This is a genomic window from Rhodococcus sp. KRD175, assembly GCF_017168275.1.
GTDB lineage: Bacteria > Actinomycetota > Actinomycetes > Mycobacteriales > Mycobacteriaceae > Rhodococcoides > Rhodococcoides fascians.
The window spans coordinates 184,272-201,661 of the sequence record NZ_JABFAQ010000003.1 but is presented as its reverse complement, the minus strand read 5'-3'; the positions used below and the strand labels follow the sequence as shown (position 1 = coordinate 201,661).

The 17,390-nt window shown below is 61.2% G+C and carries 13 protein-coding genes and 5 pseudogenes; 4 read left to right on the top strand and 14 right to left on the bottom strand.

Annotated features, from left to right (window positions below; translation table 11 throughout):
* Window positions 1-120: 120 nt before the first annotated feature.
* From J1M81_RS04330 to J1M81_RS04320, 3 genes and pseudogenes are all read left to right on the top strand, one after another.
* A pseudogene (locus tag J1M81_RS04330) lies at window positions 121-1,152 on the top strand (helix-turn-helix domain-containing protein); the annotation flags it as partial.
* A 118-nt stretch (window positions 1,153-1,270) separates the two neighbouring features.
* On the top strand, window positions 1,271-3,046 hold the full coding sequence (locus J1M81_RS04325; RefSeq protein ID WP_045840685.1) for an IS481 family transposase: 1,776 nt from the start codon (window positions 1,271-1,273) through the stop codon (window positions 3,044-3,046).
* Window positions 3,047-3,097: 51 nt separating this feature from the next.
* A pseudogene (locus J1M81_RS04320) lies at window positions 3,098-3,464 on the top strand (IS30 family transposase); the annotation flags it as partial.
* 221 nt (window positions 3,465-3,685) lie between these two features.
* On the opposite strand, the pseudogene J1M81_RS04315 reads toward J1M81_RS04320, so the two are convergent.
* The 11 genes and pseudogenes from J1M81_RS04315 to J1M81_RS04265 all read right to left on the bottom strand — a co-directional run bounded on the left by J1M81_RS04315 (window position 3,686) and on the right by J1M81_RS04265 (window position 13,570).
* Window positions 3,686-4,966 (bottom strand): annotated as a pseudogene (locus J1M81_RS04315) (IS3 family transposase).
* Between the two features lie 49 nt (window positions 4,967-5,015).
* A complete protein-coding gene (locus tag J1M81_RS04310; RefSeq protein WP_155288583.1) occupies window positions 5,016-5,183 on the bottom strand; it encodes a hypothetical protein in 168 nt (55 codons plus the stop codon).
* Window positions 5,167-5,862 (bottom strand): hypothetical protein, encoded by a 696-nt coding sequence (locus J1M81_RS04305; protein WP_027498250.1) that lies wholly within the window; start codon window positions 5,860-5,862, stop codon window positions 5,167-5,169. Before J1M81_RS04305 ends, J1M81_RS04310 begins: the two co-directional genes overlap by 17 nt.
* 48 nt (window positions 5,863-5,910) lie before the next feature.
* Complete coding sequence (locus tag J1M81_RS04300; protein ID WP_027498251.1) at window positions 5,911-6,870, bottom strand: MlaD family protein; 960 nt, start codon at window positions 6,868-6,870, stop codon at window positions 5,911-5,913.
* Window positions 6,867-7,904 carry an MlaD family protein gene (locus tag J1M81_RS04295; RefSeq protein ID WP_032375375.1) on the bottom strand — a complete coding sequence of 346 codons (1,038 nt, stop codon included), beginning with the start codon at window positions 7,902-7,904 and terminating at the stop codon, window positions 6,867-6,869. The genes J1M81_RS04300 and J1M81_RS04295 overlap by 4 nt, the downstream gene beginning before the upstream one ends.
* Window positions 7,904-8,953, bottom strand: a complete 1,050-nt coding sequence (locus tag J1M81_RS04290) for an MlaD family protein (RefSeq protein ID WP_027498253.1) — start codon at window positions 8,951-8,953, stop codon at window positions 7,904-7,906. The genes J1M81_RS04295 and J1M81_RS04290 overlap by 1 nt, the downstream gene beginning before the upstream one ends.
* Window positions 8,947-9,942: an MlaD family protein gene (locus J1M81_RS04285; RefSeq protein ID WP_027498254.1), complete on the bottom strand. Its 996-nt coding sequence runs from the start codon at window positions 9,940-9,942 to the stop codon at window positions 8,947-8,949. The genes J1M81_RS04290 and J1M81_RS04285 overlap by 7 nt, the downstream gene beginning before the upstream one ends.
* Window positions 9,939-10,946, bottom strand: coding sequence for an MlaD family protein (locus J1M81_RS04280; RefSeq protein ID WP_027498255.1), 1,008 nt, complete (start codon window positions 10,944-10,946; stop codon window positions 9,939-9,941). Before J1M81_RS04280 ends, J1M81_RS04285 begins: the two co-directional genes overlap by 4 nt.
* Window positions 10,943-11,980, bottom strand: coding sequence for an MlaD family protein (locus J1M81_RS04275; protein ID WP_032375374.1), 1,038 nt, complete (start codon window positions 11,978-11,980; stop codon window positions 10,943-10,945). Before J1M81_RS04275 ends, J1M81_RS04280 begins: the two co-directional genes overlap by 4 nt.
* Before the next feature lie 8 nt (window positions 11,981-11,988).
* Window positions 11,989-12,852 carry an ABC transporter permease gene (locus J1M81_RS04270; protein WP_027498257.1) on the bottom strand — a complete coding sequence of 288 codons (864 nt, stop codon included), beginning with the start codon at window positions 12,850-12,852 and terminating at the stop codon, window positions 11,989-11,991.
* Between the two features lie 10 nt (window positions 12,853-12,862).
* Entirely contained in the window at window positions 12,863-13,570 is a 708-nt protein-coding gene (locus J1M81_RS04265) for an ABC transporter permease (protein WP_228139276.1), read from the bottom strand.
* Between the two features lie 387 nt (window positions 13,571-13,957).
* Between J1M81_RS04265 and J1M81_RS26995 the strand changes: the two genes are divergently transcribed.
* Window positions 13,958-14,161 (top strand): integrase core domain-containing protein, encoded by a 204-nt coding sequence (locus tag J1M81_RS26995; RefSeq protein WP_141214819.1) that lies wholly within the window; start codon window positions 13,958-13,960, stop codon window positions 14,159-14,161.
* 146 nt (window positions 14,162-14,307) lie between these two features.
* Here the strand turns inward: J1M81_RS26995 and J1M81_RS04255 are convergent.
* The 3 genes and pseudogenes from J1M81_RS04255 to J1M81_RS04245 form a co-directional block, all read right to left on the bottom strand.
* Window positions 14,308-15,503 (bottom strand): annotated as a pseudogene (locus J1M81_RS04255) (IS110 family transposase).
* Between the two features lie 438 nt (window positions 15,504-15,941).
* Window positions 15,942-17,006 (bottom strand): BtrH N-terminal domain-containing protein, encoded by a 1,065-nt coding sequence (locus J1M81_RS04250; protein ID WP_206497656.1) that lies wholly within the window; start codon window positions 17,004-17,006, stop codon window positions 15,942-15,944.
* 46 nt (window positions 17,007-17,052) lie between these two features.
* A pseudogene (locus tag J1M81_RS04245) lies at window positions 17,053-17,390 on the bottom strand (short-chain dehydrogenase); the annotation flags it as partial.

Here is a 17,390-nt window from a genome sequence, read left to right as displayed (position 1 = left end):
TGTCTTACACATCCCCGACGCTGCCGATCGGTGCCGCGATCCCCTCGAGCGCAAGCGTTCCCGCGAACGCGATCGACGTGTACTGACCAGGTTCAACCGGTCGACGCAACACCTCAAGGGATGGAGGGTGTTTCGATGGGACGACCACCAGAATGGGCGGCGACGTTGACTGGGCGGGCGGTGATGAAATCTCCGGGTCGTCCGCCGGTACGCCGAGATCTCGAACGCGAGTTCTGGGCGCAGATCGCGTTGGGGTTGACCAGTGAAGACGCGGCACCGCTTGCGGCGTGTCGGGGCCGGTGGGTTCACGGTGGTTCCGTCACGCTGGAGGTATGCCGCCGATTGACTTGGCCCCGCCCACGGGGAGGTATCTGACCTTCACGAACGTGAGGAGATTGCCCTGCTTCGCGCGAACGGTATGAGCATGCGAGATATCGCAGACCAGATCGGGGCGATCACCGTCGACGATCTCGCGAGAACTCCGCCGCAACGCTGCCACCCGCGGCGGCAAGGTCGAGTACCGCACATCAGTGGCGCAATGGAAGCCGATCTTGCGGCAAGGCGACCCAAGGTAGCCAAACTCGTTGAACACGAACCTCTTCGAGAGTACGTACAGGAAGTGCTCTCGGGCGTGATCCGCGACGAAAACGGTGAGGTTGTCGGCCCGTTCGCATCGTGGAAGGGACGCAACAAGGCACGGAGAGCGGACCGACGATGGGCCAGCGCATGAGCCCGGCACAGGTCGCCAACCGCCTGCCGATCGACTTCCCGGACGACGAGTCGATGCGCATTTCCCACGAAGCGATCTACCAATCCCTCTGCATCGAAGGACGTGGAGCGCAGGATAGAGAGTTGGTGGCGTGCCTGCGCACCGGACGAGCATTGCGCGAGCCGAGGGCGCGAGCGAAGAAGCTCCGCACCGGATTCATCACCGATGACGTCACCATCGGCTCGCGGCCAGACGAAGTCGCTGATCGCAAAACGCCAGGGCATTGGGAAGGAGGTCTGATCATCGGGCTGGGCAGGTCCACAGTGGGTACGCTTGTCGAACGCACCAGCAGATTCACCACGTTGCTGCATCTGCCACGTAAGGATGGGTACTGGGATGCGCCCCCGGTGAAGAACAGGCCGGCGTTGTCCGGTTACGGATCGGAGTCGGTGACGTGTAAAGGTTCAACACATCTTTGACGGAACGTCATCGGCACATATCTGACGCTTCACCAGCTTTGGTGATCGTTGGGTGTGCCTTCCCCTCAGCCCCTCGAATCCGATGCCAACATCGCCGAACGACTCACTGTCCAGGTCCGCTTTCCGAGCAATTACCGAGGTCAACGACGGCTCACCGGTCAGCGACGTCGCCGAGCGATTCGGCGTCTCCAGACAGACCGTCACAGCGTGGCGCAAGCGATACGAAAACTCGGGTATCGACGGACTTGTCGACTCGTCGAGACGACCGCATGCGAGCCCGAACCGTATCCAGCCCGACATCGAAGCCCTCATCTGCGAGATGCGACGACATCACCGGCGGTGGGGCGCACGCCGCATCTGCTTCGAGCTAAGCAAAGAAATCGGAGACCGAACCCCATCTCGCGCGACCGTCCACCGAACGCTCGTCCGCAACGGCTTGGTCAATCATCAAGAGCAACAACATAAACGAGTCTACAAACGTTGGCAGCGCGAAGCGCCGATGCACCTATGGCAGCTCGACCTCGTCGGCGGAATGTTCCTCGTCGGCGGACGCGAGTGCAAAATGCTGACCGGAATCGACGACCACTCACGATTCATCGTGACCGCAACCGTCCTCGAGCACCCCTCCGGGAACGCAGTATGTGAAGCATTCATCGCTGCCATCCACAAGTGGGGTTCGCCGTTCGAGGTACTCACCGACAACGGGAAACAATTCACCGGTAAACACACTCGGCCGCTGCCGGCCGAAGTGCTGTTCGAGCGAACATGCCGAGAATTCGGGATCACCGCACGACTGACCCGACGCCATTCACCCACCACAACTGGCAAGATCGAACGATTCCACAGAACCCTTCGTCGTGAATTCCTCGATGAGGCAGGCGCATTCGCCGACATCGCTGCTGCCCAAGCCGCCCTCGACGAATGGGTGCACGCCTACAACACCCTGCGGCCCCACCAGAGTCTGGACATGGCAACACCCGCGAGTTTGTTCCGTGCGCGAGCCCACCACGAGCATCACGACGGAACAACCGACAACGGCCAGTCCGATTCGTCATCAACTCTCACCGCTGCAAGCTCCAGCCTGACAACGGTGGGCCGTGAAAGAAGCAGCAGTGCAATCGAGCTCGACACCCAGGTACCACCGAGCGGCGTGACCAATGTCGCTGGAGCGCAACAATTGTGGATCGGAAGCAACCACGCCGGACGGACCGTCACCCTGTGGATCGACCTGGTCAGCATTCATGTCATCCTCGACGACACCGTGATCAAGACAGTGCGCTCGCGACTGACCCACACCGACCTCGAACGCCTCGCCATGCGCGGCACACGCCAGGGCCGACCATCTCCGGCAACAGCGGCAGTAGACACCGCAGTCCTGCCCACCAAACCGAGACCGATCGAGGTCGACCGAACCGCAGGACGAGACGGAACCGTCATCCTCGCCGGTCACCGACTTCACCTCGGAGCCGACAGAGCGGGAACACGAGTGACGCTGCGAATCGCCTCAGGGCTGATCCACGCCAGTGTCGACAACGTCCTGCTCGCGACACTGCCGAACCCGCTCGATGCCAGCCAGCTCGCGGGTCTGACCGGCGCACGGGAAGCTACGGGAACGTTGCCCGCGCCGCCGCCGGCCGGACCGCAGACCGTACAGCGACGCGTCCCGAAAGACGGCCGGGTCATGGTGACCGGTCAGCTGCTCAAGGTCGGCCGTACCCATGCCGGAACCATCGTGACTGTCGTGGTCGAAGACAACTACTTTCGGGTCCTCGACGGAACCACCGAGCTCGGCGTCTACGCGCGAACCTCAACCAAACCCATTCGGAACTTCAACGCCCACCGCCCCAGAAGCGGGTAACGATGTGTCGATGACAATCGGTCAAAGATGTCCTGGGCCCATACATGTCAGTCGGTCTGCGATGCACTCCAGGCTGCGATGACACCGCTGCCGGAGCACCTGCGCAGATCGGTGACCTGGGACCGCGGCGGAGCTTGCACGTCATGCGGAGTTGACCGCAGAAACCGGGATCCGTGTGTACTTCTGCGACCCGTACAGCCCCTGGCAGCAGGGAACGAACGAAAACACCAATGGATTGTTGCGACAATACTTTCCGAAGGGAACCGATCTCGCTCGATACCGTCGAAGTGACGTTCAGGCCGTGACGGATGCACTCAACAACCGCCCGCGCAAAACACTTGGGTGGCGAACCCCAGCGGAAGTGCTTGCAGAGCAGATGAACTCGGCTTCACGGCACTGTGTTGCGACGACAGGTTAAATCCGCCCTGACTGCCGGCATCGCTGTGATGGATGAGCCCTGAGCCGACGCGGTGTCCACCGTGATCTCGTCGCCGCAACGCCGTCTTCAGCGCCGTGGTGACCATCGCTGTGTCTTCGACCGTCGGCACGGCGAGGAGGCCTGCAAAATCCCGACATTCCCGATTCTGTCGGTGTTCGACCACTCGCAAACTGTGATCCGTCCCGGCATTTCCGGAGGGCTCACTGCGTGAGTGCCTCCTCCGGATTGAGGGTGCGCGTGCGATCGTAGTGGAGTTGCTCGGCGTGGTCGGGCGTGAGGTCGTGGCAGTAGCTGTGGGGGCGTTCGCGGTTGTAGAACGCGACCCACTGTGCGGTGGCCAACGACAATTCCGCGGCACCGGGGAAGCGAGGGCCGTTGTCGACGAGCTCATTCTTGTAGTCGGCGTTCACCGATTCGGCAAGGGCATTGTCGTAACTGTCGCCGACCGTTCCGATCGACGCCGCGATGCCCTCCTGCGCCAAACGCTGCCCGAATGCGATCGCCGTGTACTGGGATCCAGCGCCACTGTGGTGGATCAGATTACTCAAAGCAGTTACACCAGAACGTTTTCGGGAATCAATCGCGTTAGTGATGGCGGTGTCGACGAGGCTGGTGGTCATCTCCGATGCGACCTTCCACCCGACGATCTTCCGGGCGAACACATCGACGACGAACGCCGTGAACGCCCACCCCGACATCGTGCGGCATTAGGTGAAATCGGCGACCCACAGCCGGTTCGGTGCCACCGCGGTGAACCGGCGCTTCACCAGATCCTCGGCCCGCGGGTGGGTCGGATCGGCGACGGTGGTGCGGACCCGCTTTCTTTTTGAGCGCACCGTGCCACCTCATTTCCCGCATTAGTCGTTCGACGGTACATCGAGCTACCTCGATACCGCTGCTGCGCAACATAATCCAGGTCTTCCGCGAACCGAGAACCCGTGCGAGCGGTTGCCGCGTCCGGAGCATGTGAATGGCATCGATGACATGTGCATCGGACAGTATTCGGGCACACGGCACCCGAGTGACATGGTCGTAGTACGTGGACGGGGCGATGTGCATACCGTGCTCGGAGAGCACCGTGCACATCGAGTCGACACCCCAGACAAGACCATCGGCACCCACCCGGTTTCCCTGGTGAGTGCCGATGAAGTCCACAATTATCGGTGTGGCCGGTCGATTTCGGCCGCGAAAAAAGCTGACGCCGCCTTGAGTATCCCGTTGGCCCGTTTGAGTTCGGCGTTCTCCTGACGCAACTTCCTGATGACCTCGGCGTCGGCACGTAACTCGACAGTGCTGCCCGGGCCGTCGACGGGTACCTTCCGAACCCACTGACGAACGGTCTCAGCGGCGCCCACACCGAGCAAATCCGCGGTCTTGCGCATCGCCGCCCACTCGGTATCGCCCTGCGCCACCAACCGAGCCACCATGTCGACGGCATCCTTCTTCAACTCCGCCGAGTACCGCTTCGATCCTGCTGCCATGAGGTTTCATCTTTCCCTGAGACGAACCCTCCGGAAACACCGGGACGGATCACTGACCCGATCGAGGGGGCACCCGCCACCCGAAGAGATCACCCAACTCCTCACCGGCGTCGACCCCGCCGACATCTGCGACCGCGTCGAAGAATGAGTACCGTCCTGCATCTTGCTCTTCGTGGAACTCCTTCTGCGGAGCAGCCGTCTCATTCAGCTGGGCCATAGTCCTGAATCTGCCAGCCCTGGGCGGTTTTCGTCACGACCACCTTCAACAATGTCGGCAGTTCACTCGGTTGTGGATTCTGCACGTTCTGCGTCTTCTGGCTCGCGAAGACCATCACCGTGTATTCTCCGTCGGCGTCACCGGTTTCACCGGTGACGCTGGTGGCCAGAACGCGTCCCGACGCCTGCACCTGGGCCTGCTGGATAATCTGGGTTAGCGTCGGCCGAACCTCGTCGTACCGCTTGACTAGAGCCTCACCCGCGTCCTCTTTGACTGCCGCGAAAAAGGCGTCGGTGTTCTGGTAGCTGTAGGTCAGGGATCTGGTCGTGTAATCCGAGGCGGCCTTCGCCGCGGCGGCCCGTTGCGCGGCGTCGTTTTCCAATACCGACTTCGCTTCGTCGGCCTCGAGGTAGAGGTAGGCGAACACGCCGGCCAGCACAGCGAGCACCACGATCACGGCCGAAACCACCACGGCACGTGATCGCGGCGATGCTGACCAGCGGTGCCCACCTGGCGAGGGGGGGTCGACGTCGCTGTCTCCAGCCCCAGCCGTGGCTACGGCGGACGCGGCTGGGGCGTTTTCGTCCATCAGTAGATCGCCATCCGGCGTCGCTGCGGCCGCGCTGTCCTCGACTTCAGTGGGCTCGGGGTGCGGTTTCGTTCGGTCGTCATTTGTCATGTGGGACCTTCTGTGTAATAACGGTGACAGTCGCTTGCGGACGGGGCGTCACCGTAGTGGCGGCGACACGGTGACGGGGACCTCGGCGCGACCTGGTCGCGACGCCGGGAAAGTCCGGCCGAGGAGGTCGCCGATCGACCCGAAGTCGACGTATGTGTCGGCAACTTTCTCGGTCGCCGGTTTCACCGCCCGGGTGATCGTCAGCAGATCCGGCTGCAGGATCTGAATATAGCCGTTGAGCTTTTCCACAAGCTTCAACACGGGAGGCCACTTGTCGTACGAGGTGGTTGTGAACCTGATGAACGCCCGTTGAATCCGCGCCAGCCCGTTCACGGCGTCAGGGGTGCGTACAGATGCCGTACTGAGGACGTCCCCGGCATCGGCCAAGAGGCCGAGCAGGAACTCGGCGTTGTCTGCGGTCACCCGGACGGACCCATCTTTGCCGACGAAATCGACTACACGGTGCATCATGTCGCCGATCGTGTCGAGGTCGTCCTGCCGTCCGGCGACGGCCTCGGCGACGGTCTTGTTGATGGACTCGATCGATTCCGGGTCGAGCCCATCTGCCACTGCAGCCAACTTTGGCAACACCTGGGGAACCGATTGCGACACGTGCACCGCGTCCGCGGGCACCACGTCTCCGTTATCGAAGTACCCACCGGTTGCCGTGCCCGCGGGCACGAAGTTGATGTACTGTTCCCCCGCGAGCGACAGATTCTGGATAGACATCTCGCTGTCCTGGGGGATCTTGTGGTCGGAATCAATCGTCATCTCGACCTTAATTGCCGAATCCGCGACGTTGATCGAGGACACCTTTCCGACGGGTACCCCCCGCACCATCACCGGCGATGTGTCCAGCAGACCGCCTGAGCTGTCGATGATGGCGGTTAAGGAGTACTCGGAGCGGGTGGGGTTGATGTGTGCCACGCCGACGACGAGGTAGCCGAGCCCTACGACGAACACGACGGCGAGAGCCAGTATCGATATGAGCGTGCTGCTGCGGTTCACGGCATCATTCCGATTGATCTCAACACGGTTACGAAGGATTCGGCGTCACGCCGCGCTAGGTCCCGACCATCGATGGAGATGTCCGAGAGGTTAATGTCGGGCGACCGCACGAATGGAATGAGTTTGTCGCGGATGACGCTCGTTGCCTGCTCCGTGACGGACTTCGAGTAGATGTCGGAGTTGGCGATCGAATCGATCACCGGGGCGATCCCGGCCACTGACTCCTTTATCCGTAAGTACTCCGGATCCACGATCCTGCCCGCGGACACTGCGAAATCACGCAAGTTGGCGATGAGTAACGCGACCTCGATCAGGGAGTAGCCGAGGCCAGAAAAGTTGCGTCCGCCCTTGGTCAGCATCCGGTCGATTCCCGACGGATCGTCCAAGATCACTTTCAGAGTCTGATCCGCCGACCTCAACACTACGTCGAGTTTGTCGGTATTCGAGGAGACCTCCGAGACGGTCTCCAGCGTTGTCTGGTATAGGGCGTCGAATTGCTGCAAGTCCTTGGGGAACGTGGTGTTCAATGTCGAGATCGCGGTGTGGATCTTGTCGAGCTCACCGCCCCCGAGGACATTCGACATCCCGCGCATGACGTCCTCGACATTTGCTGCCGGCTCGGTCCGTGCCAACGGGATCACCGAACCCGACCGCAGCAAGGCACCCGTCGACGGCTCGGCTGGGGGAAGGATGGCAACGTAGATCTCACCAAGGAGAGTGTCCTGACGCAGCTCAGCCCGCGATTCCCCCGGCAGCTGAGTCGTGTTGTCGATGCGAGCTTTCACGACCGCATGCCCGTTCTCGTACGTGACATCTTCGACGAACCCGACGCTGATTCCCCCCGAGAGAACTTTTGCGAGGGCAGGCAAGTTGAGTGCGCTGGTGAACTCCATCTGGATGTCGTAACCGTCCGCGTCGGAGGTCGCTATCGTCGGCGGATTGTCGGCGTTGATCCCACACGATGTCACGAAAACTATCGTTGCCATCAGTGCGACCACCATGGGTCCGAGGCATGCGCGATTGACCGAGATCATCAGGCCCCTCCCCCCATCATCCCTGCGATCGTCCTCGATACATCGCTGGACCCGCAGACTCCGTTTGCCACCGGCGCGGCGCAGCCACCGACCAGGCTTCGCAAAGGCAGCGACACTGCGAACGCCTGCACAATTGACTTGGCATCGGGGTGTTTCACGATGAGGTCTGCCGTGCGGGCTGCGATCGCTACCACCATGTCCGGCTGCTCTCCCATGTCGGCGATGAGCGGAACGGCAGCATCACCGATCGCGAATATCGGGGGACCGAAATCTGTTGCGAACCTCGAGAGGATCGGAACGAACGTCCCCGCGTACTCGACTGCCGAGCCGAAGGTCTGGCCGAACGCGATGATGACCTCGATGGCACCTACGAAGTTGTCGAAGAGGGCGGTCACCTCTTTGTCGTTCTCGGTTGCCACCCCCGTCAGTGCGGCGAGGTTCCCGACGATGCTGCGAATCTGCATATCCCGCTTTGCCGGGTCGTCGATGAGCGTGGCTGAGTCCTTGATGATCCCGGCCACGTCACCCTGCGTTCCTTCTAGATTGCGGGAGACGAGCTCGAGGGACTGCAAGATCGCGTCGGTGTTCCTGCCGTTGTCCTTGACCAGGTCCTCGGACAAGTTGCTGATCGAGTCGAGCGTCTGACTGATTCCCAGCGGGGTTCTCGTCTTACTCAACGGAATGCACTGATCCGTCTCGTATCGGGCTCCATCAGAGTACGGCTTGGTGAACTCGATTTGACGTTCGGTCACGATGGATGTCGACACCAGAGTCGCGCCGACGTCGGCGGGCAGCGGAACGCTCTTGTCGATCCGCATGTCGATCCTTACACCGGACTGATCACTATTCTGGTGCACCCCGACGACGCTGCCTATCTTCTTGCCGAGCATGGCTACTGTGTTGCCTTCGAAGAGGCCCGATGCGTCGGTGAACTCGGCACACAGGGAGCGCGTGTCGTCGGACACCCTCCCCCCTATTTCCACACTAGCGACCACCACAACCACCACGGCGATCAGGAGCAACAGTCTTCGGATCCATGTAGTCAACATTTGTCGTCACCACTCGGAATGCACACACGAACCTCTGGTTCTGTGGTAGTCGACGCACCGACCGGCGCCTGGAGGAGGACGCCGAGGCGCTGAGTGATCTGATCAACCTGGGCCAGGGCATCGGAGTAGCCTGGCAGCTCTGACGACACCTTGTCGAGGAGCGTCTTGTATTGTTGGACAGACGGTTCGATTCCATCGCTGTAAGCCACGAGCGGCCTCGTGAGAAGTTTGAACAGACGACTGAGAAGGTCGAACCCGCCGCGGACGTTATCGATATCAGGTCCCAGCGTACTGGCAAGGAAGCTGAGTTGACGGAGAAAGTCGACCAGCACCTGTTTTTGATCGGCGAAAGCGTTGACGTATTCATCGGATAGAGCGACCGCTTTGTCGAGCTGACCGTACTGTCGCTCTAAGAGTTCCATCAAACTGCTGGTGTTCCTCAGTGCGTCGGGAATGTTTGTGTTGCCGTCGGAGAACGCATTCTGCAGCAGCGACGCAGTCTGACGGAGATCGACGCCCTTTACATCGCGGAACACCGGCGTCGTCGTCTCGAGCGTGTCCGAAATGTCGTAAGTACTCGATGTCTGAACAAGGGGGATCGCCCCCGACAGCGAGGTCGGTCCTGACCCTGGGTCCAGATCGAGAACTCGCCCGCCGATCGGCGTGATCAGGCGAACCGCTGCGGTGGCATCCGAACGGACTGGCACTGAGTCGTCGAGTCGAAATTCGACTGTGATAAACGTTCCCGCGAGGTCCACCGACGACACCGTTCCCTGTCTTATCCCCGCTATACGCACCTGATCACCCGACTCCAGCCCTCCGGTGTTGACCAGTTGAGCCGAGTACACCTTTTGGCCGGGCGGTGCGATATACACGGTCCCGGCGATTACCAGACCGACCACCACGGTCACCACCACCACAGCGGCGACGATGAGGTCGCGTCTGCGTTCGGACTGGTGATGCGGTCGATTTCGACTGAACAACCTCACTTACACACCACCAATCGTTGCCCCATAAGCGCAATCGTGGCTGTATCCGGCAGGGGCAGAAGGCCTTTCGAACATCGTGCCTCACTCGGCGTGGAATTCGTCGAAGCGTTCAGCGAGTCCATAAGGGGCTTGAGCAGTACCGCGCCATTCAGCAGCCCCTCCAACTCCCCGGGTTCTCGCGCCAGACGCTGATAGATCGTCGCGAAACTCTGGTCGTACGTTGAGTCAAGTTGCTCCCCGGCGATGACAGTTTTCTCCATGGACCGGTTGACCTCGCCCAGCGACTCCCGCAACCGGTCACTCACGCGGCTGAAGGCGTCGACGATCGATCCCAGCTGGTCGACGAGTTCGACCAGCTGCGCCGAGCGGCCTTCGAGTTGGTCGGAGACCTGGCCGAGACTCGTCACGATATTCGTGATGATCTCAGACCGCTGGTCCCCGTAGGCGGTGATGTTGGCGACCTGCTCCAGAACAGGCGATATACCCCTCCCATCACCTTGAGCAACGCGCAACAAGTTGGACTGCAGTTCATTGATCTCGTCGGCGTTAAGCGTGTCGAACACCGGCTTGAACCCGTTGAACAAGGTGGACACATCAAATGAGGGAACGGTCTTGTCGAGTGCCACCTGTGTGAGCGCCGCCCCCTGTGTCTTTCCCTGTGCCGCACCGATCAATTCGACATATCGCTGTCCGAGAAGATTCTGATAACGCACGGCGGCGGTGGTGCTCGACGTGATCGCGACGTCGTTGTTCAGTTGGAAATGAACGACCGCGGTGGGCCCTTTCAGGCCGATCGCCGTCACATAACCGACCTTTACTCCCGCCAAACGCACACCGTCGCGAGGCTTGAGCCCAGATGCATCGGAGAAGACCGCAGACCGTTCAGAACTCGCTCCGTCCGAGCTGGGTTCGAGGATGGCGATGATCACGTAGGTGAGAACGCCGATGACTGCGGCGAACGCGACGATCTTGACGATGGTGGGAATTAACGACTTGAGCTTCATCTTCTTGGTCCTCCTGCTGCAAGCGCGCTCTGCAGCGCAGGTGACGTCTGCACTACCAGGGCGACCTGAAGTTGTACTCGCTCGCCGACTTGCGGCGTGGCGTTGTCGATGCTGTCCAGGATCTGCGGGATGGTGTAAATGGTCTGCGCGAGTCCCGATGCCGATCTGGCGACCGGCCTCGCCAGATCGAGGCCGACGTCCAGTACCGAACTCAACGCCGGGTAGTTTTCGCTCAACAGTCCTCCCAGTCCCCCGAACAGAACCTCGCCGGTGCTGTTGAGGTTGCCTGTGGCCTGATTGATGGCCTCGTCGGTGGCGAAGAAGTCAGCGACGTCGACGTTTATGAGGATGCCCGGAACGAACGGCGTCATGAAGTCGGCAACGCCCTGGGACAGGTCTGCCGCGATCGCCAAATCCTGGCCCACTGGCCGCTGTTGAACGTCCCGAGTGAGCTGCGCGATCTGGAACATGAGCTGGCCGGCATCGGCAAACGTTTGGGAATCATCGACGACAAACTTCACCACAGAATTGAACGCCGGCTGATCGAGAGCATCGACCAGCTTCGAGAGTTTTCGAATCAGGGTCGATACCGAAGTGTGTTCGGACTGCAGCTTGCTCACATAGACGCTGCCGCCATCACGGATGAGGACTCCCCGCCCGGGGTCGACAATCTCCAGTGCCGTCGGCCCCAGCGCGCTGGCGGACGTGTAATTCACGGCCATGCCCTGACGCAACCGGATGTCGTCGTTCACTCCGGTGAGCTCGATTTTCACATTTACACTTTGGTCGCGCCCCGACACCGAGGACACCTTGCCCACCGTGAAGCCCCGATACTTCACCTCCGATCCGCCCTTCAACCCGTCACCAACCGCGTCGGTGGTGATCGTCACTGTCGTGATGTCTTCATATTTTCCGGTCGCGTTGCCCGCCAGAAGATAGCCGGCAACCGTCACTACGACGAGAACCCCGATCCCGCGCAGGGTCAAGTTCGCCAGTGAGGGCGCGCGTCCTGATGGATCTTGAAATACAGCCACTTGAACTCCTAGCCCGAAATCTTGACGCCCGAATCGAAACCCCACATCAACAGGGTTAAGATCATGTCCTCCACGACGATGATGATGAGACTGCTGCGGATCGCTCGACCAGACGCGCGGCCGACGCCTTCTGCTCCGCCGCTGGCGTAGTAACCCTGGTAGCTGTGGATGATGACGACCGACACCACGAAAACGAGGACCTTGATTACTGAGAACGCCAAATCCTGCGGTTTGAGGAACGCATCGAAATAGAAGTCATAGGTGCCACCCGACTGGCCGTGTAAAAGGATGACGACCAGCTTGGCCGCGCCGAAACTGAGTATCAGCGTTACGATGTAGAGGGGGATGATGGTAGTGATCGCCGCGACCACACGCGTGCTGACGATGTACGGAATCGGCCGCACCGCCATCGACTCGAGCGCATCGATCTCTTCGGCGATACGCATCGAACCTATTTCCGCAGTGAGGCGACAGCCGGCCTGGGCTGCGAAACCGATCGCGGCGATCATCGGTGCCAACTCTCGAGTGTTGGCGTATGACGAAATGAATCCCGTAAGAGACCCCATCCCGACCAGGTCTAGCGAGGCGTAGCCCTGGATGCCGATGGACGCCCCGACAGCCATTCCGAGAATCACAAGCACGATCGCGGTACCCCCGCCGACCAGTACAGCGCCTCGTCCCCAGGCAAACTCCTGTATGAATAAAAACGTCTGTCGTCGATAGGTGGTTGCGACGTGCCGAATTCCGGCGACGGTGTCGATGGTGAATGTTGTAATGTGCCCGAGCTGCGCGGGGACCTCAGCGAGGGGTGTCACAGCACGCACGATCGGACGAGTAACAAAACTATAACGGGTGGATGGTACTGCGGTCACGTGTTCTCCGTCATCCGATGGTCTGCGGGACGAACATGATGGTCAGTTGGGTGATGAACACGTTGATGACGAAGCACGCCACTACCCCTAGGACCACGGTGGCGTTGACAGATGTGGCCACACCTTTGGGGCCACCTTTCGTGGACAGGCCCCGATGACACGCGATTGTCACGACCACGAGACCGAACACCACTGACTTGATCAGCGCTACAAGGATGTCCGCCGATGATGCGAACGATGCGAACGATGCGACGTAGCTCCCCGGCGTGATGCCCTGGACGTTGACGCTAAGGATGTAGCCGGCCACGAGACCGGTAAACACGATGAGCATGCATAACATCGGAGCGACGATGAGAACCGCGACGAATCGAGGTGCGACGAGTCGACGTGTCGAATTTAGTCCGAGCGTCTCCATGGCATCGATTTCTTCACGGACGGTGCGTGCGCCAAGGTCAGAGGCGATGGCCGACCCTGCCGCACCACCGAGCAGGAGCGCGGTGACGATCGGTGCCCCCTGCTGAATGATCCCGAGTCCACCGGCGGCTCCGGCGATAGATGTGGCCCCGACCTGCTGGGTTAGACTTCCGACCTGCACCGAGACGATAACGCCGAACGGGATCGCGACCAGGATCGCTGGCAACGTCGTTACGGTGATGACGAACCACGTCTGTGTGACAAACTCCCGAAACGGAAACCGTCCGGTGACAATATCGCGCACGGCCCACCGCAATGCCTGGCCGGCGAGGGCAATCGAATTTCCAAAGGTCACAAGACTGGCTGTCGCTCGACCAGCAATTTCTGTATAGATACCGGTCTCTCCTCTTCTGTCTGCGCAGCTCGTCGCGATAAGGTGTTCGCACAGTATCAGGTACGTGCAGTACCTGGTACATGGTTTCGGGTAATCCCCGTCGGATTAATCACCTGAGAGGTTGGCGTGTCCCCAAGTGAACGGAGCCATCTCGATTTAGAGCCTTGACCCGGATCGAGCCGGGAGCGATCTTCCACTCCGAACTTGCCGTATGTACCTCGCGGGCTTACCGGGCTTACCGGGCTCTCGTGAGCTCTCCGCGGATGCGGTCTTCGCGGGGTGTTGTGGGGCAACAGTATGGCCGAAAGTTTCTTCGCTGATTTCAAGAACGAATGCGTCTACCGAACGATCTACTCCACCAAAAGCAAAGCACGACAAGACATCGTCAGATACATCGACGGCTTCTACAGTTCACAACACCGCCATTCGGCGCTCGGGTACCGAACCCCGAACGCTGTCCACTACAGTTACGGGCAGTCCGCAAACGCGGCTTCAGAATAGTCATCTCCAGTGTCGGAAATCCTCGCGGCAGATCAACCCCACGCACGGCATCCGACCGTGATCGTCGGCGAACGCGGGTACAACCGCTGCCGTTGGTACCGTTGGGGTGAACCTCACGCCTCAATAACGTGTCCCTATGGTTTCTGTCAAGCTGCGTGAGCTGCGGGCGGTTGGTACAGGGTCTTGTTCTTGAGCATGGCGTACAGGACGTCGCATCGGCGTCGAGCGAGGCAGATGAGCGCGGCGTTGTGTTTCCTGCCTTCGGCTCGCTTGCGGTCGTAGTAGGCGCGACTGGTGGGGTCGTGCAGCGCGGCGAAGGCCGAAAGGAACAACGCGCGTTTGAGTTTGCGGTTTCCTGATCACGCTAAATGCTCACCTCGGATCGAGGTGCCGGATCGGTGGGTCACGGGTGCGATGCCGGCGTAGGCGGCCAGGTGTCCTGCTGATTTGAATGCCGATCCGTCACCGACTTCGAGAAGGATGCGTGCGGCAGTCCTGACTCCGACGCCTGGCATCGAGATCAGGAGCGAGGAAAGAGGGTGGGCACCGAGCATCCTCTCGACGTCCGAGCCAACTGTGTTGCGTTGCTGCAGTGTCTCTTTGAGCGAGTCCGCCAGTTTGGGTAGAACAGTCTCGGCAGCCGCAGACCCGGGCACTACTACCGTCTGAGCCTCGAGTGCGGCGTAGATCTCCGCAACCAGTCTTGCCCCATCCTGAGCGCGTTTTTGGCGGCGAAGCGGTCAGTTTCCGCTTACCAGCAGCGCGGATGCCGCCGGGGCTACCGCAGCGGGACAGGATCTCGAGCACTGCCGGGTGTGTCACACGCGGTCCGAGGACTCGTTCGAGCGCGGGGTGAATGCCGGTCAGCAGTCCGCGGATTCGGTTGCTGACGCGGGTTGCTTCACCGGCGAGATCGTCATCAAAACCGATCAGCACACCGAGCTCGGCGAGTGTGTCATCACCGGTATCGACTCGTCGCAGCGTGTGGGGCATGGTCCGGGCCGTGTCGGCGATGATGAACGCAGGCCCGCGCATCAGTTTTGGCTTGCCTTGGATACAGATCTGCGATGCGGCGCATCGACAGACCCGGTAGGGACGCGAACTGGTGCTCGCAGGATCGGGAGACGGTGACCGGCAGGGCGTCGCCGATCGTATTAGGCTGATCGACGACGATCAACAGCGGCCCGCGCGTGGCGAGGCGGTCGAACACTGTGCGCAGGCGGGCCTCGTCATTGGGTAGGGCTTTGCCGTACAGACGGGTTCCGTCGAAGGCGAGACCGACGGCGTGATGTTCGGATTTTCCCACGTCGATGCCGCAAAACACGGCGTAGCTCGTGGCCATGAAGCAGTCCTTCGTCCGGTCACCGATCCGACGTCAACACCCGGCGACAGCCCCCCCCACCCCCCGGATCATCGATGACAGGGGCGAGAAGTCATACCGGGTCTGGCTACCGTAGCCCTCGGTTTCAAGTATCAGCTAGAAGATAACGGGCCTGGCCCGATAGCGCACACGACGCGGCCGTCGAGCCGAAAACGGTGACCGCGAACATCGAAGGCTTCCGTTGGCGGCTGAATTGTTGTCGGCGCGGGGCAGGGATCAGGGTCTGTTGCCGAGCAACGACACGGCATCGATGCAGCGTCCACCGAGAGGCGTTCGACCGTTCCGTCCGGCAACTCTTCGGTCGTTCGGTGCCTCCGCACGCCTGCGGCGATCCGGCACGAGCGGCTGCAGCACAGTGCGATGCACCGTCTACCGCGCGCCGTCGAACGACGATGGGCATCATCTCGTGATGGCGGACAGCGAGCGTGAAGCAGACTCCAGGGACTCCACCAGGATCAGCTCGAGTTCCGACAGTCTGGCAGCCGACACGGCCACCGCAGCTGCGCGTGTTCGTACATCGAGACCGCGTTGTGTTCCGGCGCGGGCAGTTTCGGTCCAGGCCTGGGCGCAGTGATCGGCGGCCACCGCGAGGTCTGCGGTAGCGGGATCACCGGTCAGACGTGCAATCTCGGTACAGCCGTCGGCGAGAAGCCGACGAAAGAGCCCGCCTCCGGTTCCGGCCTTTTCGATGAAGATACCGAGACTGAACAGCAGCGTCTCGAGGTCATCGGGCGGAAGGTCGACCCAGCTCTTGACGTCGGTTGCCAGCTGGTCGACCGCGGCCAATCCTTCGGCACCGGCCGCTGGTACGTGGTCGGCTATTCCCGGTGTCGATGGGGCGCGCATGCTGGCGGCGGATCGGGCGAAGGCCGCGGCCGCGGCAGTCGACACGGGCGGCAGTGTCTGCGGCCATGTGATTCGGTACGTGCAGTGACGTGTCGGTTGCGGGAACGAGGTGGAAGATCGCGCCCGAGCGAGCGCGTCGAGCGGGATCTCCTGCACATCGGCCCGATCGTTGTCGACGACCGAGGCAGTCCCCCCGATCTCGTCGTAGCCGATCACCACGATGTCGTGACGACTCATCTGCAGTTTCACCCGTAGGTAGGGCAGCTCAGCGATATCGGCCCAGACCAGACTGGGTCTTCCCGCATCGATGTCGTCGCGAACCCATGACCATCCCTCACCGGGATCGTCGGTCGTGAGAACCTCGACTTGTCCGCCGAGCCTGCGCGGTAAGTCGATCTCGAAGTCGGCACCGCGGCCGACCAGGTACATCGGTGGGACCAGGTCGTCCGATCGCAGGTAGGACAAACCCAGATCACCACCCAGTGCGAACACCAACCCCTCGTCGGGTGGTCCGTCCCATCCCAGACCGTGCCACTGGAGAAGGTCTCGCATTGCACCTGACCCGCAGTGCCCTCCCATCCGGTGGGGATAGTTCTCGATCAGAGTCGTGGGGGTCACTGTGGCTGCCTTTCGGGTGGTTGGTCGAGCGCGCTTGTCGGCACGCTCAGCTGTTCCGGATTCTGTCGAGATACGTTCGGCGAGCAGCCATGTCGACGTCCGCGAGGAACACCGAATCTGTGTTCAGGGCCGCACCCAGTCCGGTCGCCAGCCGCCGGGGGACGAATTTCACCGCCGCGACCATTGCGCCTGCGAGACGGGTGACGCGGACGAAGGGGCGTGGATTCTCGATCAGATCTGCTGTCGCGCGGGCGATTTCCTCCGGCTCGGCGTTGCGTAATCCCTTTGCGCCGGCGGTTCCGGCGACGAGTTCGGTGTTGGTGAACGTCGGGCGGACTGTGGACAGTCGAACCCCTGACTTGCGGTACTCCAGTCGTGCGGCCT